The sequence below is a fragment of the Streptomyces sp. Tue6028 genome (assembly GCF_002300165.1).
In the GTDB taxonomy this organism is placed as follows: domain Bacteria; phylum Actinomycetota; class Actinomycetes; order Streptomycetales; family Streptomycetaceae; genus Streptomyces; species Streptomyces siamensis.
Genome location: NZ_MLCE01000024.1, coordinates 1 through 18,124 on the forward strand (window position 1 = coordinate 1; position 18,124 = coordinate 18,124).

Genomic DNA, 18,124 nt, shown 5'->3' on the forward strand with positions numbered 1-18,124 from the left:
CCCGGCCGCCGACGACCCCGCACGGCGGGGGGACGCCGGGTGGACCCCGGCCGCCGGTGCGCGGCGGGCCGCCGCGACCGGCTGCGCCGCCGCCGTCGCACCCGGCTGGTCCGCCGGCTCGCCGTCGGCGCCGGAGCCGTGTGCGTCGTCGTCCTGGGCGCGGCGCTCTCGGGACCCTTCGACTCGGCACCGTCCGGGGGCCCCGCGCCCGCGGGACGCAGCGGGGGCGACGGCGCCCCTGGCGACTCCGAGGCCCCGGCCGTCCCGTCCGGGGCGACCGCGGGCGCGGAGGGCGGCGGCACGGACGGCGCGACCGCGAGCGGGACGCCCGGCGGGTCCGCCTCCGCGACCCGGGACGCCACGCCTTCCGCCACGGCGACGGCCTCGCCCTCGTCGTCCGGCGCTCCGAAGGCCACCGCGTCCCCGAGCCCCACGGCCACCGGAACGTCCTCGTCGGGCCCCGGCAACTCCAACGGCCGCCCCGGCCGCGGCCAGGGTGCGACCAAGCGGCCCAAGTAACGCCGGAGCGGTGCGAATTGGCACCGGAACGGGCGTGGAGCGATTCACCGGAGTGCTCACGGCAAAGGAGCGGTGCCCCGAGGTCCGTACCCCGGATTCGCCCCCGCCATAAGCCGTGTGAAAGAGCGGCGAGCGCGGCCATTTCACTTATGGTGCTGCCATGCGCGGAATTCTCTTGGCGGGCGGTACCGGTTCGCGACTGTGGCCGCTGACCCGCTCGGTCTCGAAACAGCTGCTACCGGTCTTCGACAAGCCGATGGTGTATTACCCGATCTCCACCCTCATGATGGCCGGCATTCGAGAAATTCTGATCATCACCACCCCCGAAGACCAAAGTCAGTTCCGCCGGTTGCTCGGTGACGGAAGCCAACTCGGCCTGCGGATCGAATACATGGCGCAGGAACGCCCCGAGGGCATCGCGCAGGCCTTCGTCCTCGGGGCCGACTTCATCGGCGGGGAATCGGTCGCCCTGATCCTGGGCGACAACATCTTCCACGGGAGCGGACTCGGCACCCGGCTGGCCCGCAACGACGACATGAAGGGCGGCAGGGTCTTCGCCTACCAGGTCGCCAACCCCTCCGCCTACGGCGTGGTGGAGTTCGACGAGCTGGGTCGGGCGCTGTCCATCGAGGAGAAACCGGCCCGGCCCAGGTCCAGGTACGCGGTGCCCGGTCTGTACTTCTACGACCACCACGTCGTGGACGTCGCCCGCGGCCTGCGGCCCAGCGGCAGAGGCGAGCTGGAGATCACCGACGTCAACCGTGTCTACATGGAGGCCGGGGCACTGCACGTCACCCGGCTCGACCGGGGCACCGCGTGGCTCGACACCGGGACCTTCACGTCGATGGTCCAGGCCTCGGAGTTCGTCCGGGTGATCGAGGACCGCCAGGGCTTCAAGATCGGCTGCGTGGAGGAGGCGGCCTGGCGGGCCGGCCTGATCGACGACGACCGGCTCCGTGAACTGGCCCAGCCCCTGCTCAAGAGCGGATACGGCCACTACCTGCTGGGGCTGCTGGAGGATTCCCGCTTCGTGGTCCTGTCCCAGCGGTGCAGTGAACAGACAGACGCCGCACGGCGGAAGGAAGCACGTACATGAGACCGCTCGGTATCGAAGGGGCCTGGGTGGACACACCCAAGGTGTTCGCGGACAGCAGGGGCCGGTTCCACGAGTGGTTCAAGAACGACACGTTCCAGGCGGCCGTCGGACAAGGACTCGGACTCCGACAGGCCAACTGCTCCCGTTCCGTCCGCGGCACGCTCCGCGGGATCCACTACGCGTCCGTCCCGCCGGGCCAGGCCAAATACGTCACGTGCGTCAGCGGCGCCGTCCTCGACGTGGTGGTCGACATCCGCACCGGCTCTCCGACGTTCGGGACCTGGGAGGCGGTCCGGCTCGACGACGCGACGCACCACAGCGTCTACCTCTCCGAAGGGCTGGGGCACGCCTTCATGGCGCTGGAGGACAATTCCACGGTCGTGTACCTGTGTTCCGAGGGGTACGCGCCGCAACGCGAGTACGGGATCGACCCGCTCGACCCGGCGCTGGCCATCGACTGGCCCACGGACCTCGCACCGCACCTGTCGGACAAGGACGCGGCGGCGCCCACGCTGGAGGAGGCCGGGCGGCAGGGCCTGCTGCCCTCCTTCGAGGACTGCGCGCGGTTCCGCACAGGCCTCGTCAGCAGCGGCTGAGCCGGTCGCCGGCCGCGCCCCGCCCTCGTGGCGGGGAGGCCGTCGTCCGCCGGCCTCCGGCCGGGAATCGTTACCGATGGGAACCGCCAGGAAGGCGATTGGAAGATCGGTAATTCAGCGTTCCGGGACGCGCTCGAAGGGTTGCGGACAATGCATTGAAGCACCCGGGTGATTCTCGTCCGCCAGGTGGTTCGGACCGTAACCAAACAATTGCCGAGGGTTTAAAAATGGCTTTTGTCCGCCGCCAAAGCGACGTGACGCGCAGGTGAATGCGGCGCGGTGAGCGCGCACGCTTGCGGTTTGCTCCCTCCCACTTCGTGAGGAACTTCCGTTGAACCGTAGAACAATCCGAGGCTCACGCCTGAGGTCAGCCAGCCTGGTGACCATGGGTGCGCTCGCCGTGATGCTGAACGTGGCTCCGACCGCGTCGGCCATCGCCGACGCCATCCAGCGGTCCGGCACCGTCCATGCAGTGGCGACGCCCACCCCGTACGGCGATACGAGTGACGACAAGGGCTACGGCCCGCAGGGCCCGCGTGGTCCGCAGGGTCACGAGGGCAAGCCGGGCAAGCCGGGGAAGCCCGGCAAGAAGGGTCCGCAAGGACCGCAGGGTGCTCAGGGCGCTCAGGGTGCTCAGGGCGCTCAGGGTCCGCAGGGCAACCAGGGCAAGCCGGGTGCGCAGGGCAACCAGGGTGCGCAGGGTCCGCAGGGTCCGCAGGGCAACCAGGGTGCGCAGGGCAACCAGGGTCCGCAGGGTCCGCAGGGCAACCAGGGTGCGCAGGGCAACCAGGGCAACCAGGGTGCGCAGGGTCCGCAGGGTCCGCAGGGCAACCAGGGTGCGCAGGGCAACCAGGGCAACCAGGGTGCGCAGGGCAACCAGGGCAACCAGGGTGCGCAGGGTCCGCAGGGTCCGCAGGGCAACCAGGGTGCGCAGGGCGAGCAGGGCCCGCAGGGCAACCAGGGTGCTCAGGGTGCCACGGGTGCTCAGGGCAACCAGGGTGCGCAGGGTGCCACGGGTCCGCAGGGCAACCAGGGTGCGCAGGGCAACCAGGGTGCGCAGGGCGAGCAGGGCCCGCAGGGCAACCAGGGCAACCAGGGTGCTCAGGGGCCGCAGGGCAACCAGGGCAACCAGGGTGCTCAGGGTGCCACGGGTCCGCAGGGCAACCAGGGTGCTCAGGGCAACCAGGGCCCGCAGGGCAACCAGGGTGCGCAGGGCGAGCAGGGCCCGCAGGGCAACCAGGGCAACCAGGGTGCTCAGGGGCCGCAGGGCAACCAGGGCAACCAGGGTGCTCAGGGGCCGCAGGGCAACCAGGGCAACCAGGGTGCTCAGGGCGCCACGGGTCCGCAGGGCAACCAGGGTGCGCAGGGTGAGCAGGGCCCGCAGGGCAACCAGGGCAACCAGGGTGCTCAGGGCGAGCAGGGTCCGCAGGGCAACCAGGGTGCGCAGGGTGCCACGGGTCCGCAGGGTAACCAGGGCAACCAGGGTGCGCAGGGTGCCACGGGTCCGCAGGGCAACCAGGGTGCGCAGGGCAACCAGGGCCCGCAGGGCTACCAGGGTGCTCAGGGTCCGCAGGGCAACCAGGGTGCTCAGGGTGCCACGGGTCCGCAGGGCAACCAGGGTGCGCAGGGCAACCAGGGCCCGCAGGGCTACCAGGGTGCTCAGGGTCCGCAGGGCTACCAAGGCGCTCAGGGCGCTCAGGGCGGGAAGGGTGACGAGGGCGAGACGGGTCCCGCAGGCCCGGTCAACCTCTACGTGAATACCGTCACCGGAGCCTCCAACACTCTGGTCAATGTCTCGTGCAGGGCCGGTGACATCGCCACCGGCGGTGGAGTCCAGAGCAATGACGACGTCAACGTCACCAGGCCGACCGGGGGTAGCACGGCCACTGCGCCCACTGGATGGCAAGGGCGGGCCGAAGGCACCATCACGGTATACGTGGTCTGCGCCGACGTGACCCCATGACTCCCATGTGAGCGACAGGTGCCCCCGAGGCCTCGGCCTCGCGGGCACCGTCCGCATTTCCCCCTTTGATCAAACAGACGATCAGGCAGAAAGCTCGGAGAGCCATGCGCATCCTCGTAACCGGTGGCGCCGGATTCATCGGCTCGGAATACGTCCGGCGGCGGCTGGACTCGGATCCGGCGACGCGGGTCACGGTCCTCGACAAACTCACCTACTCGGGAGTCGAGGCCAATCTGGCGCCCGTGGCGGAACATCCCGGATACGCCTTCGTCCGGGGCGACATCTGCGACCCCGACGTGGTCGACCAGGTCATGGCCGACCAGGACGCGGTGGTGCATTTCGCCGCGGAGTCCCACGTGGACCGGTCGATCGACGGGGCCGGTCCCTTCGTGCACACAAACGTGACCGGCACGCAGGTGCTGCTCGAAGCGGCCCACCGGCACGGCGTCGGCCGCTTCGTGCACGTGTCCACCGATGAGGTGTACGGCTCGATCGCCGAAGGCTCGTGGACCGAGGGGTGGCCCCTCGCGCCGAACTCCCCGTACTCCGCGTCGAAGGCCGGCTCCGACCTGCTGGCGCTCGCCTACCACCGCACGCACGGCCTCGACGTCGTGGTCACCCGCTGCACCAACAACTACGGGCCGTACCAGTTCCCCGAGAAGGTCGTCCCGCTCTTCATCACGAACCTGCTCGACGGGAGGACGGTCCCGCTGTACGGGGACGGCCGCAACATGCGCGACTGGCTGCACGTCTCCGACCACTGCCGGGGCATCGAGCTGGTCCTGCGCGACGGCCGGGCCGGCGAGGTCTACCACATCGGCGGCGGGACCGAGTTGAGCAACCACAAGCTCACCGGTCTGCTGCTCGACGCGGCCGGCGCGGACTGGGACCGGGTCGAGCACGTGACCGACCGAAAGGGCCACGACCTGCGCTACTCGCTGGACGACAGCAAGATCCGGGAAGAGCTCGGCTACGCCCCGCACGTGTCCTTCACGGACGGCCTGGCCGACACGGTCGCCTGGTACCGCACCCACCGCTCCTGGTGGGAGCCCCTCAAGGAGAGGGCCGCGCTGCGATGAGCACGACCTGGCTGGTGACCGGTGCACGCGGGCTCCTGGGCCAGGACGTGCTGGCCGAACTCGCCACCGATCCGGACGCCGTCGTGACGGGACCGGGCCGTGACGACCTCGACATCACCGCCCCCGACGCCGTGCGCACCGCCGTCGCCGGTCAGCGGCTGGTCGTCAACTGCGCCGCCTGGACGGACGTCGACGGCGCCGAGCGGTCCGAGGCGGCGGCGACCGCCGTGAACGGAACGGGCGTCCGCCATCTCGCGAGCGCCTGCGCCGCCACCGGCGCCGTCCTGCTGCACGTCTCCACCGACTACGTGTTCCCCGGCGACTCCCGCCGCCCCTACCCGGAGGACGCGCCGACGGGCCCTGTGAACGCGTACGGGCGCAGCAAACTGGCGGGGGAGCGCGCCGTCGCCGACCTGCTCCCGGACACCGGCTACATCGTGCGGACGGCCTGGCTCTACGGCTCGCACGGAGCCAACTTCGTCGCGACCATGCTCGAACTGGCCTCACGTCACGAGACCTTGGACGTCGTGGCCGACCAGCACGGCCAGCCGACCTGGTCGCGTGCGCTCGCCCGGCAGCTGGTCGCGCTCGGCCGGGCCGCGCTGGCCGGCCGGGCTCCGGCCGGGATCTATCACGGCACGTCGTCCGGACGCGCCACCTGGTGCGGTCTGGCGCGGGAGACCTTCCGGCTCAGCGGCCTCGATCCCGAGCGGATCCGCCCGGTCGGATCGGACAGGTTCCCGCGTCCGGCGCCCCGTCCGGCGTTCGGGGTGCTCGGTCATGGCAACTGGTTGAGGGCCGGCCTCGCGCCCCTTCCCGCCTGGGACGACCAGCTGTCGGCCGCCCTGAGGACGACCCGGTTCACGGCACTGGCCGCAGCGGCGCGCACACGTTGAGGAGGTGGACGGAACCGTGAAGCAGACGGTCTGCCTGAACATGATCGTCAAGGACGAGGCCCCGGTGATCCGGCGCTGTCTCGAATCCGTACGGCCCTTGATCGACACCTGGGTCATCGTGGACACGGGCTCGACCGACGGCACGCAGGACATCATCCGCGACGTCTACGGCGACCTCCCGGGCGTCCTGCACGAGCGGCCCTGGAAGGGGTTCGACAAGAGCCGCACGGAGGCCGTCGAACTCGCCCGTTCCCGTGGGGACTACCTGCTCTTCATGGACGCCGACGACGTGATGGAGGTGCCGTCCGGCGCCCGGATGCCGGAACTGACGCTCGATGCCTACTGGCTCGGCGTCAGAAGTCAGTCCTACAGATACCGGCGCCACGCACTGGTCTCGACCCGGCTGCCCTGGCGGTACGTCGGCGTCCTGCACGAGTACATCGACTGCGGTGCGCAGTACACCGTCGGGACGCTCGAAGGAGCCACGATCGTCATCGTGGGCGGCGGGGCACGCAGCAGAGGGAGAAGCCGGCGGGAGAAGTACCTCGCGGACGCCGAGACCCTCCAGCAAGGTCTCGTCGACGAGCCCGGCAACGAGCGGTACGTCTTCTACCTCGGCCAGACCTGGCGCGACGCCGGTGAGTTCGAGAAGGCCCTCGAAGCCTACGACCGTCGTGCCGCCATGGGCGGCTGGGAGGAAGAGGTCTTCTGCGCCCGTCTGTTCGCCGCACAGCTCGCCGAAGAGCTGGAGCGGCCGCCGGCCGAGGTGATGGACCGCTACCTCCGTGCGCACGAGAGCCGCCCCACCCGCGCCGAAGCGCTCGGTGAACTCGCGCGCTGGTGCCGCCTGAGCGGTCAGCGCTGGTCGCTGGCCCATCTGTTCGCGCGGGAGGCGGCACGCCTGACCTATCCGGATGGCGACCGCCTGTTCGTCGCTGCCACCTGGTACGAATGGCGCGCCCTCGACGAACTCGCGGTGTCCGCCTACTGGGTCGGCGAGTACGAGGAGTCGAAGAGGTGCTGCGAGCGTCTGCTCGACGGCGGCAAGATGCCGGACGGGCACCGTGAACGCGTGGTCCACAACCTCGAACTCGCCCGGCGCGAACTGGCCGCGAAGGAACCGGTAGGAGTCTGAGGCGCGTTTGCGGACGCGCCGCCCCACCCGACGCCCACACACATGAAGGCGCCCGGCCGGACCTGACGGACCGCCGGGCGCCTTCATGTGCGGTGCCTAGACCAACAGCCGTCCGCCGCAGCGCGCGGCGCCCTTCTTCATAGCGATGAGGTTGGCGACCACGTACGAGATGTCGTTCTTGTTGTGCCAGTCCGAGGGGTAGTAGGTGACCAGCCGCGACGACTGGAACTGGGCCTCGATCTCCGGCACGAAGGTGCGGTACTGGTTGTCCGTGTAGTACCAGAACGAATTCTCATTGTAGTAGGCGACGTGCGACGGGTCCTGGTGAGCACCGCGGCCGTCGGAACTGGGCGTCACGGTCAGGAGCATGCCGCCGGGTGCCAGCAGCCGGTACAGCTCGTTGATCAGCGGCACCTTCGCGGGCACGTACTCGAGGAAGTCCACCGCCCGCACCAGTCCGACGGAGTTGTCGGGCAGGTCCAGCTTCTCGGGCAGGTTCGCCACGATGTCGACGCCCTTCCCGGAGCGCCTGTCCACACCCACGTAGCCGGGCGGTTTGTGGAAGGCGGCGCCGAGGTCCAGCGCGACCAGTCCGCGCCGCGCGGTCCAGGCGAGGGCGTTCGCCTCGATGTACTTGTCGTACAGGGCGACCGTCTCGCGCTGGATGTGCGCGTTGATCTCCGGGTCGCGCTGGGTGTTCTCCGGGTGGACCCGCTGGAGATAGAGGCAGCGGTTGATGTGATGGAAGTCGCCGACGTGGAACAGACGGCACATCAGGTCCTGGTCGTCGAGGACGGCGAGTTCGGCGTTGTACCCGCCGGCCTCCTCGTAACTCGACTTGCGGAACGCCCTCACATGGTTGGGGGCGTACCAGATGTAGGCGACGTTGTGCGGCGTCGGCGCGAGGGAGACGACCTGGAGCATCTTGCGGCCGTCGACCCTGACCTCCTGGTACTCCCAGCCGAACGACTCGTCGAAGCGGCTCTCCTCCCGCTTGCCGTCCTCGGTGATCTGCGCGGTGTTGCTGTAGACGAAGACGACCTCGGGATGCTTGTCGAAGGCCTTCCCGAGTTCGGCCAGGCAGGCCTTCGCCATCAGGTCGTCGTGGTCGAGTTCGACGAGGATCTCCCCGCGGGCCAGTTCACACGCCCTGCGCTTCGCCGCTCCCACGCCCTCGACGTCGTCCGCGATGATCACACGGACCCGCTCGTCGGGCCGCTCCGGCCGCCACCGGGCACCGTTGTTGAGCAGGACGATCCACTCCCAGTCCGAACGGGTCTGTGCCTGGAGGGTCGCCAGGCACTCGTCGAGGAACCGGGGCCGGTGGCTGGGCGTGAAGACGGAGAACCTCGGTGTCGCTGTCGACGTCATTCGGTGCTCCCTGCTTGGCTCGACGTCTCGGAGGAGCTCATGGAATCCCGGAACTTCTCCGGCACCTGGGACCGCAGTGTCGCGTCGGTCGCCACGGCGCGACGGAACTCGTCCGCGGCCTCGCGGTCACGGTGCTGCTGCGCCAGGACCTGTCCGAGGTGGAGATGGGCGGTGCCCGCCTTGGGGTCGATGGCCAGGACGCGACTCATGAGCCGGATGGACGTGTCGGGATCGGACGTCTTCAGCAGGATCGCCTCGTTGAAGAGGGCCGACTTGAACGACGCGTCGGACTTCAGCGCCTTGTCGTAGTCCGCGCGCGCGTCGGCCGTCCGACCGTCCTGCTGCGCCATGACCCCCAGGTTGTACCAGGCGTACTTGTTGCCCGGATCCAGTTCCAGCACGCGCCGGTAAGTGACCGTGGCCCCCTTGGGGTCGGGGATCTGTTGCTGCATGATGCCGGTCTGCAAAAGGGTGTTGACGTCATGGAACCCGGACATCGACGTGTTCTTGGATTCCGGGGCCGGCGCCGAACGGAACGAAATCGCCCAGGAGATCAACCCGGTTGCCAGAACAGCCGAGCCGGTGAGCCCTACCCACAATCGCCTACGTTTCACTTTGTCACATTTCGTGGAAGAGTGAGGGACGGATTGATGTGGCTGACCTCAGGCGCCCGACACCGGGGGAATACGGTGGTGTCGGTGGCGCCGGAGTCCGAACCACCGTCATTTCTGCCGACGTTACGAGGCCGTCCCGATGTCGCCGTCATTTGCCGGGCATTTGCGGTGTGCGGTCCACCCGAATGCAGGCAGGATTCGGTGATGCAGGTCGACGGCACCCGATTCCCGTGCCGGTGAACCGAACCGACATCCGCACGCCGCTCCGCCCGGTCAGCCGTGCTGTCGAGGCTTCGCCTCCGGGCGGTGCAGCAGTTCGTAGCCGTCCTGGAGCGCCACCAGTTCGTAGCCCTCGCGACGGTTCTCGTCGAGGTGCTGCCGTTCCTCCGCGGAGCTGAGCGGCTGGCCCGGCCACCAGCGGTTGTTGTCCGACACCGACGTGTCCACCATGATCCACTGCGGGTCGAGGCGGCTGTCGTACCAGCCGTAGAGGCTGACGCTCGTGCGGTTGGTGAGCTGCGGTACCAGATGGTCGGACGTCTGGACCGTGGCGCCGTCGGGGATCTTGGCCAGCAGTTGGCGGGCCACGGCGACACGGGGGTCGTCGCGCCAAGTGCCCGACTGGGCCAGCTGATACAGAGGGAAGCTCGGCAGGATCATGAGGGTGATCGCGGCGGAGCCGGCCAGGTAGCGATGCAGGCTGCGCCCGCTGGTCCCGCGCCGCACCAGGGCGTCGACGAAGGCCGCGAACACCACCGGCATCAGGACGAGCGAGTAGTGGAACAGAGTGCCCCAGTGAAAGCCGTTGTTCGACGTGAAGCGCCACACCAGCGTCGGCAGGGCGACCCACATGAAGGGGGACCGCAGCGCCAGGAACAGGGTGGGGGCGAGGACGAGGAGGAGGGTCGTCACCTTGGTCTGGGGAGTGACCAGACCGATGGTGCCCCGGTACAGCACGTCGAGCACGCCGTCCACGCCGCCTGTGGACGACGCCATCGAGACAGAGCCCATGGACGCTCCGGACGAGGTCTCGACCAGGGACCAATACGCGAAGGAGCCGTTGGGGTTGAAGGCCGGCAGGACCACGAACAGCGTCAGTGCCGATCCGGCGAGGCCGACCGCCGCCGTGGCGAATCCCAGCCTGCGGTTGCCGCGCCCGGCGATGACGAGGCCGATGACGAGGACCGTGAGTCCGAGGTCCTCCTTCACGAGCAGCAGGGGCAGTGCCCAGCATGCCGCCGCGGTGAGGCGGCCGTTGCCGAGCGCCGTTAGCGAGAACGCCAGGAGCGGTACGGCGAAGGCCACTTCGTGGAAGTCGTAACCGACACCGCTCGCGATGCCCCAGGAGAGCCCGTAGCAGGCGCCGATGACCGCGCCGGCCGGGGAGCCGAGGGCGCGGCGTGCCCACAACGTCAAGGGGACGACGCTCACGGCGAGGAGCGCGGCCTGGACGACCAGGAGCGTCTCGGCCCCGCGGAACACCCAGTAGAAGGGCGCCACCAAGGCCAGAATCGGAGAGAAGTGATCGCCCAGGACGGGATAGTCCTGGCCCTTCACTTCGGAAACCGGCAAGTGCCCTTCCGCGTAGGAGCGGACCACCTGTTCGAAGATTCCCAGGTCGTAGCTGCTCGTGCGCATCTGCTGATGGAGACGCAGCGAAAGCGCCGCGTACATCAGGAACAGCGCTCCCGCCATGGCGTAGACCCACCATGTGTCGCCGAAGCGGCCTCGATACGGTTGTCCGGGAATCGAATTTTTCTCGATGGTCGTTTTTTGTGTCGGGACCGTTGCGCCTTCGACGGGCGGTGCATGCATCGAGACTCCTTTCGGGGAATCGGGTGGGCGGCCCTCAAGATGCCAGCACCGCACGGCATTCGGCCCTGGCCGAACTCCCGTGTGGTCAGAATCCACCGAACGGCCGCATGCCCAGGGGGCGTCGTCGGTCCTCGTCCTCCGGTCGGTGCTCGCCGTGGGCGCTCGCGGAGTCGTCCGGCCGCCGCGGGGCCCGGAGCCGTCGGGAGCCCCGGCGGAACCGGGCGCGGCCGGCCTCGACTCGGCCGGAAACAACTCCTTGTCCCCTCACCCCTCGCGCCTCACAATGCGCATGACAAAACAGAAGGGTGACCGGAAAACCTTCGGTCACCCCAAGTCGTAAGAGGGGACCCCCACATGAGAAAGCCTCTCGTCGCCGCGCTCTTCGCCCTGGTGATCGCCGGGGCAGGTGCGGCACCCGCGGTCGCGGCGCCCGCTCCCGACCGCGCCGCGCAATCACCGGTCCAGGAGCAGGCGTCGGCCGGGAAGGCGTCGCCCGACCGGGCGCCCGCCGTCCAGGCCGTGGACTTCGCCGGCACCGTCTCGCTCAGCAACTGCTCCGGCTCGGTCGTCCGGATGCCCGGCTCCGAGGACGACGACCCCGCGCTCGTGCTCTCCAACGGCCACTGCCTGGAGACCGGCTTCCCGGAGCCCGGCGAGGTCATCGTCGACCAGGCATCCAGCCGCTCGTTCGGCCTGCTCAACTCCGCGGGCACCAGGGTCGCGACGCTGCGCGCCAGCAAGGTCGCGTACTCCACGATGACCGACACGGACGTCACGATCTACCAGCTCACCCGCACCTACGCGCAGATCAAGAGCTCGTACGGCATCAGCGCGCTGACGCTGAGCGACACGCACCCGGTCGCCGGCACGGCCATCAAGGTCGTCTCCGGCTACTGGAAGCGCATCTACAGCTGCAACATCGACGGGTTCGTGTACCGCCTCAAGGAGGGCGACTGGACCTGGAAGGACTCGGTCCGCTACACCTCCGCCTGCAACACCATCGGGGGCACGTCCGGTTCACCCGTCGTCGACAACTCCACCGGCAAGGTCGTCGCCGTCAACAACACCGGCAACGAGGACGGCGGGCGCTGCACCGTCAACAACCCCTGCGAGGTCGACGCCAACGGCACCGTGACGGTCCGCCAGGGCATCAACTACGCCGAGGAGACCTACCAGATCGTCCCGTGCTTCGGGCTCGACAACAAGCTCGACCTGAGCCGCTCCGGCTGCACCCTGCCCAAGCCGTAACCGCCGCGCGGCGGGCGGTCATCCGGTCGGCTCGCGGCGGACCGCCCGCCCCGCCAGCACATCCGTCCTGCGCCCGTCCTCGATCACGAAACGGCCGTCGACGAGGACGTACGGGATACCGGTCGGCAGCGTGCGCGGGGCCTCGAAGGTGGAACCCGCCGCGACCGTGGCCGGGTCGAAGAGGACCAGGTCGGCGCGGTTGCCCTCGCGGACGATTCCGCGGTCGGGCAGCCGCAGCCGGGCGGCCGGCCGGCCGGTGAGGTGGGCGACGCACTCCTCCAGGGAGAGCACGCCCAACTCCCGTACGTACCGGCCCAGATAGTGCGGGAAGGTGCCGTACGCCCGCGGGTGCGGCTTGTCGCCCCGCAGGATGCCGTCCGAGCCGCCCGTGTGCACGGGGTGGCGCATGATGGCCCGGACGTTCTCCTCGTGGCCGACGTGCTGGAGGATCGTCGGGCCGAGCCGGTCCTCGACCAGCAGACGGCGGGCGGTGTGCCAGGGAGTCTCGCCGCGTGCGTCCGCGGACTGCCGGACCGTGCGGCCGACGTAGGGGGCGAGGCCGGGGTCGCTCACACCGGAGATCTCGATGGTGTCCCACTCGATGGGGACGCCGTGGCAGCCGTCCGCGCCGACGACCTCCATGTGGTGCCGGATCCGCTCGGCGGTCGCGTCGTCCCGCAGCCGGGCGAGGACCGCCTCCGGGCCGCCCTCGCTCGCCCAGCTGGGCAGCATCGCCACGAGCGTGGTGCAGCCCGGCGTGTAGGGATAGGTGTCCAGGCTGATGTCCGCGCCGCCGGCCAGCGCCTCGTCCAGCAGGGCCAGCAGTTGCGGGGCCCGCCCCTTGTTGACGCCGAAGTTCATGGTGGCGTGGGCGAGGTGCAGCGGGCAGCCCGCCTCGCGGGTGAGTGCGACCATCTCCTCGTACGCTTCCAGGGCGCCCGCCCCGTACGAGCGGTGGTGCGGGCAGTAGTAGCCGCCGTGCGCGGCCACCACCCGGCACAGTTCCGTCAGTTCGGAGTCCTTGGCGTACATCCCAGGTGTGTACGTCAGCCCGGACGACATGCCGACGGCGCCCTCCCGCAGGCCGTCGGCCACCAGCCGGCGCATCCGGTCCAGCTCCGCGGGCGTCGCCTCGCGGTCCTCCCAGCCGACCGCCAGCATGCGCACGGTGCCCTGCGGGATCAGGTACGCGGCGTTGACCGCGATGCCCTCGCCGTCGAAACCGTGGTCGAGCCGGTCCAGGTACTCGCCGACCGACCGCCAGCTGAAGTCGATGTCGTCGCCGTGGCCGTTCCAGCCGGTGATCGCCCTGCGGACCTCGGCCAGCGTGCGGTCGTCCACCGGCGCGTACGACAGGCCGTCCTGGCCGATGACCTCCAGGGTCACCCCCTGCGCGGCCTTCGCGCTGTGGTCCGGGTCGCGCAGCAGCGCCAGGTCGCTGTGCGCGTGCATGTCGATGAAACCGGGGGCGAGGACCAGGCCCTCGGCGTCCAGTTCCCGGCACGCGGTGGGGCGCTGGCAGCCCGCCGCCGCGGCCTCCTTGACGATCGAGACGATCCGGCCGCCGTCGACGACCACGTCGGCGCGGTACGAGGGCGCACCGGTGCCGTCGACGACGTCCGCGTCACGGATGACGAGATCCAACACGGCGGCCTCCTAGAAGAACGTGCGGACGTAGTCGACGACCGTGCCGTCCTGCTCCACCACGGGAATCAGCTCCCACTTGTCGAAGGACGTGCAGGGGTGGGACAGGCCCATGCCGAGCCAGTCGCCGACCCGCAGCTCCGCGTCGGGGGAGGTGCGCAGCCACGCGTGCTGGTCGGAGAGCCCGGTCACCTCGACGCCGCTCGCCGGGCGCTCGACGCCGTCGCGCCGCACCACCTGCGCCTCGGGCAGATCCAGGTCGTACGCCGCGTCCCGCTTGCCCGCGTTGGCGAAGGCCTGGTCGGCACTGGGCCGGGAGACCACCTGGGCCCACAGCCGGAAGGCCGGGTGCAGCGCGCCCTCCTCCGGGACACGGGTGAAGGGGGTCAGCTTGCGGTAGTGGCCGTCGTCGTGGGAGACGTACGCGCCGGACCGCAGCAGCTTCAGGACCGGCCGGGAGAGCGCGGGGATCTCCGCGAAGACGTCGGCGACCGCGTCGAACCAGGCGCTGCCGCCCGCGCTGACGACGATCTCCTCCAGACCCGCGAACCGGCCCGCCTTGTCGAAGTCCGCCGCCAGCGCGGTGAGCCGGCGCAGCCAGGCGTGCACACGCTCCGGGTCCGCCTGGGGCACCTCGCCCTCGTAACCCGCCACGCCCACCAGCCGCAGCGTCGTCGTCGCGGCCACCGCGTCGGCGACCGCCGCGCACTCGGCCTCCGTGCGGACGCCGGTGCGGGCGCCCTCGCCCGCGGCGAGCTCCACGACGACGTCCACGGGTCGGGCGGTGCCGCCCAGTGCCGCGTCCATCAGCTCCACACCGCGCACGGAGTCCACGTAACAGACGAAGCGGAAGTCCTCGTCCCGGGCGAGCTCGGCGGCGATCCAGCGCAGCGCCGCGTGGTCGACGAGCTCGTTCGCCAGGAAGATCCGGTCGATCCCGAACCGCCGTGCGACACGCACCTGGTGGGGGACCGCCAGCGTGATGCCCCACGCGCCGTGCTCGATCTGCTGCCAGAACAGCTGCGGGGCCATCGACGTCTTGCCGTGCGGCGCGAAGGCGAGGCCGTGCCGGGTGGCGTACGTCTCCATCAGGGCGAGATTGTGCTGGAGCCGCTCGGCGGAGAGCGCGAGGACCGGGGTGGTGAAGCCGTCCGTGAACAGGTTGCGGCGCTGGACGGCGAGCTCGCCGACGGTCAGTCCGTCGGCGTCCGGCGGGAGGCCCTTGAAGCGGTGGTCGACACGGTCCGCCGTGAGAGCGGCGAGCTGTGCTGCGGCGGTGTCGGCGCCCATGGGGCCTCCTTGATGAGGTGTGTTGCCCGCGCTCCGCTGATGCGTTGCGCAATGTGCAACGGTCATTGCGTATGTCGCTTACTGCTGTCTAACATCCCAGCCAACGCAGGGTCAACGGTGCCGTTGGCCGCGCGGCCCTGCCGTCGAACCCCCCGCCGCCCGCCCGAGGGGCGGAGGGGAGCGCGACGGCGGGACCTGGAGTGTCCACCACGCCGTGCCCGTGAGAGCAAGGAGCCTCAGCCATCGTGACCCCCAACGGACCCGCCGACACCGTGCCCCACGACGCCGCCGCCGGCCTCGGCGGCCCCGTCGACGTGGTCGCGCTCGGCGAGTCCATGGTCACCTTCCTGCCCTCCCGGCCGGGCCGCCTCGCCGACGTCCCGTCCTTCGAGCGGGGCATCGGTGGCGCCGAGTCCAACGTGGCGTGCGTGCTCGCCTGCGCCGGGCACACCGCGCGCTGGGTCGGCCGGGTCGGCGCGGACGGGTTCGGCGACCACCTCGTGGAGACCATCGCCGCGTACGGCGTCGACACCTCCGCCGTGCGTCGCGACCCCGAGCGCCCGACCGGCATCTACTTCCGCACCGCGGGCGACCGGGCGACCGACGCCCACGAAGTCGCCTACTACCGGGCCGGGTCCGCCGCTTCCGCGATGGCCGCCGACACCTTGGACCTCGACGCCGTCCGTGCCGGCCGCGTCCTGCATCTGTCCGGCATCACCGCCGCGCTGTCCGAGGACTGCCTCGGCCTGATGCGCGAACTCACCGCGCCTAGGCCCGGCCGTCCGCTCGTCTCCTTCGACGTCAACCACCGCCCTGGACTGTGGCGTGACGCCGCGGGCCCGCGGGTCCTGCTCGACCTGGCCCGCGGCGCCGACATCGTCTTCGTCGGCGAGGACGAGGCGCGGGAGGCCTGGGGACTGCACGGGGCGCGCGCCGTCCGCGACGCCCTGCCCGAGCCCGGCGTCCTGGTCGTCAAGCAGGGCGAGGCGGGGGCGACGGTGTTCGAGAAGACCGTCACCGACCGGGGGGACCGGTCCGGTCTCGCGGGCCGGGGCGAGGCGCTCGTCGGCGTCGGCGGGGACGAAGAGGGCGAAGGGGAAGGCCGCACCGGCCGCGGCGAGCGGTCCGGTCTCGCGGGCCGGGGCGAGGCGCTCGTCGGCGTCGGCGGGGACGAAGAGGGCGAAGGGGAAGGCCGCACCGGCCGCGGCGAGCGGTCCGGCCTCGCGGACCGGAGTGAGACGCTCGGCGGCGTTGAGGGGACCGGCGAAGGGGACGCCCGCGGCCGGGGGCAGGGCGTCGCCGCGTCCAGGCGTGGCGACGGCGCCGCCGACACCGCCACCTTCGTGCCGGCCCTGCACGTCGACGTCGTCGCCGCCGTCGGCGCCGGCGACGCCTTCGCCGCCGGCTTCCTCTCCGCCACCCTGCGCGGACTGCCCGTCCGCGACCGGCTCCGGCACGGCCACCTCATGGCCGCCGCCGCGCTCACCGTCCCCGGCGACCTCGCCACGCCGCCGTCCCGCGACCACGCCGACCGCCTGGCCGCTCTCGACGACGACGCGTGGGGGAGACTTCGACTCGGCCCCGGCTGGACGAAAGCCATCGGCCACGCCGCCGATCGAACCGTCGATCGGGCCGAGGAGGAGGTACGCACGCCATGAGTCAGACCGTCGACCGCGCGCTCAGCATTCTGCCGCTGCTCGCCGAGGGCCCCGCCGACCTCGGCCAGGTCGCCGACCGGCTCGGTGTGCACAAGTCCACCGCGCTGCGGCTGCTGCGCACCCTGCACGAGCACGGACTCGTCTACCGCCAGTCCGACCAGCGCTACCGGCTCGGTGCCCGCCTCTTCGCCCTCGCCCAGGAGGCCGTGGAGAACCTCGACGTGCGCGAGATCGCCCACCCCCACCTCGTACGCCTCAACGAACAGTGCGGACACACCGTCCACCTCGCCGTCTACGAGGAGAACGAGGTCCTCTACATCGACAAGGTGGAGAGCCGCTACCCCGTGCGCATGTACTCGCGCATCGGCAAGCCCGTCGCCATCACCGTCGCCGCGGTCGCCAAACTGCTGCTCGCCGACCTCCCCGAGGCCGAGCGGCGCGCTCTCGCCGACAAGCTCGACTACCCCATGTACACGGCCCGTTCGATCCCCAACGCGCCCGCCTTCCTCAAGGAGCTGGCGACGGTGCGCGAACAGGGCTGGGCCACCGACCTCGGTGGCCACGAGGAGTCCATCAACTGCGTCGCCGCCCCCATCCGCGGCGCGGACGGACGCGTCGCCGCCGCCATGTCGGTCTCCGCGCCCAATGTCGTCGTCACCGCCGACGAACTCCTCACCCTGCTCCCGCTGGTGCGCCGTACCGCCGACGCCATCAGCCGCGACTACTCGGGCAGGACCCCCGCGAAGGAAGCCCCCCAAGAAATGAGCACGGAATGACGGACAAGATCGCCCTCACCCCGAAGACGCACACCACCCCGCCCGCGAAGTTCTCGCACGGTGTGAAGAAGGGCAACATCCTCCAGGTCGCCGGCCAGGTCGGCTTCCTGCCCGCCGAGGAGGGCAAGCCCCCGACGCCCGCCGGTCCGACCCTGCGCGAGCAGACCCTCCAGACCCTCGCCAACGTCAAGGCGATCCTCGAAGAGGGCGGCGCGAGCTGGGACGACGCGATGATGATCCGCGTCTACCTCACGGACGTCGGCCACTTCGCCGAGATGAACGAGATCTACAACCAGTACTTCGAGGAGCAGGGCCTCACCGCGCCCCCCGCCGCCCGCACCACCGTCTACGTCGGACTGCCGGCCGGACTCCTCATCGAGATCGACGTGCTCGCCGTCCTCGGCTGACACGCACCCTCGCACCA

At 70.6% G+C, this 18,124-nt stretch carries 16 protein-coding genes; 10 read left to right on the top strand and 6 right to left on the bottom strand.

Features of this window, described 5'->3' with window-relative positions; all coding sequences use genetic code 11:
- The 3 genes from BKI49_RS23875 to rfbC all read left to right on the top strand — a co-directional run.
- On the top strand, positions 1–519 hold a 519-nt coding region (locus BKI49_RS23875), incomplete at its 5' end, for a hypothetical protein (RefSeq protein ID WP_218835043.1).
- A 160-nt stretch (positions 520–679) separates the two neighbouring features.
- Positions 680–1,615 (top strand): glucose-1-phosphate thymidylyltransferase RfbA, encoded by a 936-nt coding sequence (rfbA, locus tag BKI49_RS23880; protein WP_095936335.1) that lies wholly within the window; start codon positions 680–682, stop codon positions 1,613–1,615.
- Complete coding sequence (rfbC, locus tag BKI49_RS23885; RefSeq protein ID WP_095936336.1) at positions 1,612–2,211, top strand: dTDP-4-dehydrorhamnose 3,5-epimerase; 600 nt, start codon at positions 1,612–1,614, stop codon at positions 2,209–2,211. The genes rfbA and rfbC overlap by 4 nt, the downstream gene beginning before the upstream one ends.
- Before the next feature lie 367 nt (positions 2,212–2,578).
- Here rfbC and BKI49_RS36190 read toward each other — a convergent pair whose 3' ends face one another.
- Positions 2,579–3,892: a hypothetical protein gene (locus tag BKI49_RS36190; protein ID WP_218835044.1), complete on the bottom strand. Its 1,314-nt coding sequence runs from the start codon at positions 3,890–3,892 to the stop codon at positions 2,579–2,581.
- A gap of 386 nt (positions 3,893–4,278) precedes the next feature.
- Between BKI49_RS36190 and rfbB the strand changes: the two genes are divergently transcribed.
- Genes rfbB through BKI49_RS23905 form a run of 3 tightly spaced genes read left to right on the top strand, consistent with a single transcriptional unit; the run spans position 4,279 to position 7,284 of the window.
- The gene (gene rfbB / locus BKI49_RS23895; protein WP_095936338.1) at positions 4,279–5,253 is read left to right on the top strand and encodes a dTDP-glucose 4,6-dehydratase; all 975 of its coding nucleotides are present in this window, start codon (positions 4,279–4,281) and stop codon (positions 5,251–5,253) included.
- Positions 5,250–6,149 (top strand): dTDP-4-dehydrorhamnose reductase, encoded by a 900-nt coding sequence (gene rfbD / locus BKI49_RS23900; protein ID WP_095936339.1) that lies wholly within the window; start codon positions 5,250–5,252, stop codon positions 6,147–6,149. The genes rfbB and rfbD overlap by 4 nt, the downstream gene beginning before the upstream one ends.
- Positions 6,150–6,153: 4 nt before the next feature.
- Positions 6,154–7,284, top strand: a complete 1,131-nt coding sequence (locus BKI49_RS23905) for a tetratricopeptide repeat-containing glycosyltransferase (RefSeq protein WP_218835045.1) — start codon at positions 6,154–6,156, stop codon at positions 7,282–7,284.
- A 96-nt stretch (positions 7,285–7,380) separates the two neighbouring features.
- Here BKI49_RS23905 and BKI49_RS23910 read toward each other — a convergent pair whose 3' ends face one another.
- The 3 genes from BKI49_RS23910 to BKI49_RS23920 form a co-directional block, all read right to left on the bottom strand.
- Positions 7,381–8,655 (bottom strand): glycosyltransferase, encoded by a 1,275-nt coding sequence (locus BKI49_RS23910; protein ID WP_095936340.1) that lies wholly within the window; start codon positions 8,653–8,655, stop codon positions 7,381–7,383.
- Complete coding sequence (locus BKI49_RS23915; RefSeq protein ID WP_095936341.1) at positions 8,652–9,152, bottom strand: tetratricopeptide repeat protein; 501 nt, start codon at positions 9,150–9,152, stop codon at positions 8,652–8,654. Before BKI49_RS23915 ends, BKI49_RS23910 begins: the two co-directional genes overlap by 4 nt.
- Before the next feature lie 390 nt (positions 9,153–9,542).
- The gene (locus BKI49_RS23920) at positions 9,543–10,964 is read right to left on the bottom strand and encodes a DUF2079 domain-containing protein (RefSeq protein ID WP_257004931.1); all 1,422 of its coding nucleotides are present in this window, start codon (positions 10,962–10,964) and stop codon (positions 9,543–9,545) included.
- Between the two features lie 474 nt (positions 10,965–11,438).
- Between BKI49_RS23920 and BKI49_RS23925 the strand changes: the two genes are divergently transcribed.
- Positions 11,439–12,332: a S1 family peptidase gene (locus BKI49_RS23925; RefSeq protein ID WP_095936343.1), complete on the top strand. Its 894-nt coding sequence runs from the start codon at positions 11,439–11,441 to the stop codon at positions 12,330–12,332.
- An 18-nt stretch (positions 12,333–12,350) separates the two neighbouring features.
- On the opposite strand, the gene BKI49_RS23930 is transcribed toward BKI49_RS23925, so the two are convergent.
- Together BKI49_RS23930 and BKI49_RS23935 are read right to left on the bottom strand one after the other, a co-directional pair.
- Positions 12,351–13,979 carry an N-acyl-D-amino-acid deacylase family protein gene (locus BKI49_RS23930; RefSeq protein ID WP_095936344.1) on the bottom strand — a complete coding sequence of 543 codons (1,629 nt, stop codon included), beginning with the start codon at positions 13,977–13,979 and terminating at the stop codon, positions 12,351–12,353.
- Between the two features lie 9 nt (positions 13,980–13,988).
- Positions 13,989–15,266 (bottom strand): amino acid deaminase, encoded by a 1,278-nt coding sequence (locus tag BKI49_RS23935; RefSeq protein ID WP_095936345.1) that lies wholly within the window; start codon positions 15,264–15,266, stop codon positions 13,989–13,991.
- Between the two features lie 245 nt (positions 15,267–15,511).
- Here BKI49_RS23935 and BKI49_RS23940 point away from each other — a divergent pair, with 245 nt between their 5' ends.
- Genes BKI49_RS23940 through BKI49_RS23950 form a run of 3 tightly spaced genes read left to right on the top strand, consistent with a single transcriptional unit; the run spans position 15,512 to position 18,107 of the window.
- Positions 15,512–16,924 (top strand): sugar kinase, encoded by a 1,413-nt coding sequence (locus BKI49_RS23940; protein WP_373557583.1) that lies wholly within the window; start codon positions 15,512–15,514, stop codon positions 16,922–16,924.
- Positions 16,921–17,700: an IclR family transcriptional regulator gene (locus BKI49_RS23945; protein ID WP_095936346.1), complete on the top strand. Its 780-nt coding sequence runs from the start codon at positions 16,921–16,923 to the stop codon at positions 17,698–17,700. The genes BKI49_RS23940 and BKI49_RS23945 overlap by 4 nt, the downstream gene beginning before the upstream one ends.
- The gene (locus tag BKI49_RS23950) at positions 17,697–18,107 is read left to right on the top strand and encodes a RidA family protein (protein WP_095936347.1); all 411 of its coding nucleotides are present in this window, start codon (positions 17,697–17,699) and stop codon (positions 18,105–18,107) included. Before BKI49_RS23945 ends, BKI49_RS23950 begins: the two co-directional genes overlap by 4 nt.
- Positions 18,108–18,124 lie beyond the last annotated feature (17 nt).

Bases quoted from the DNA above. Each gene is read 5' to 3' on its own strand.
- rfbB (WP_095936338.1), top strand. From the start codon at position 4,279: ATGCGCATCCTCGTAACCGGTGGCGCCGGATTCATCGGCTCGGAATAC.
- BKI49_RS23950 (WP_095936347.1), top strand. From the start codon at position 17,697: ATGACGGACAAGATCGCCCTCACCCCGAAGACGCACACCACCCCGCCC.
- BKI49_RS23910 (WP_095936340.1), bottom strand. From the start codon at position 8,655: ATGACGTCGACAGCGACACCGAGGTTCTCCGTCTTCACGCCCAGCCAC.
- BKI49_RS23935 (WP_095936345.1), bottom strand. From the start codon at position 15,266: ATGGGCGCCGACACCGCCGCAGCACAGCTCGCCGCTCTCACGGCGGAC.
- BKI49_RS23920 (WP_257004931.1), bottom strand. From the start codon at position 10,964: ATGGCGGGAGCGCTGTTCCTGATGTACGCGGCGCTTTCGCTGCGTCTC.
- rfbD (WP_095936339.1), top strand. From the start codon at position 5,250: ATGAGCACGACCTGGCTGGTGACCGGTGCACGCGGGCTCCTGGGCCAG.
- BKI49_RS23925 (WP_095936343.1), top strand. From the start codon at position 11,439: ATGAGAAAGCCTCTCGTCGCCGCGCTCTTCGCCCTGGTGATCGCCGGG.
- BKI49_RS23915 (WP_095936341.1), bottom strand. From the start codon at position 9,152: ATGTCCGGGTTCCATGACGTCAACACCCTTTTGCAGACCGGCATCATG.
- BKI49_RS23945 (WP_095936346.1), top strand. From the start codon at position 16,921: ATGAGTCAGACCGTCGACCGCGCGCTCAGCATTCTGCCGCTGCTCGCC.
- rfbC (WP_095936336.1), top strand. From the start codon at position 1,612: ATGAGACCGCTCGGTATCGAAGGGGCCTGGGTGGACACACCCAAGGTG.
- rfbA (WP_095936335.1), top strand. From the start codon at position 680: ATGCGCGGAATTCTCTTGGCGGGCGGTACCGGTTCGCGACTGTGGCCG.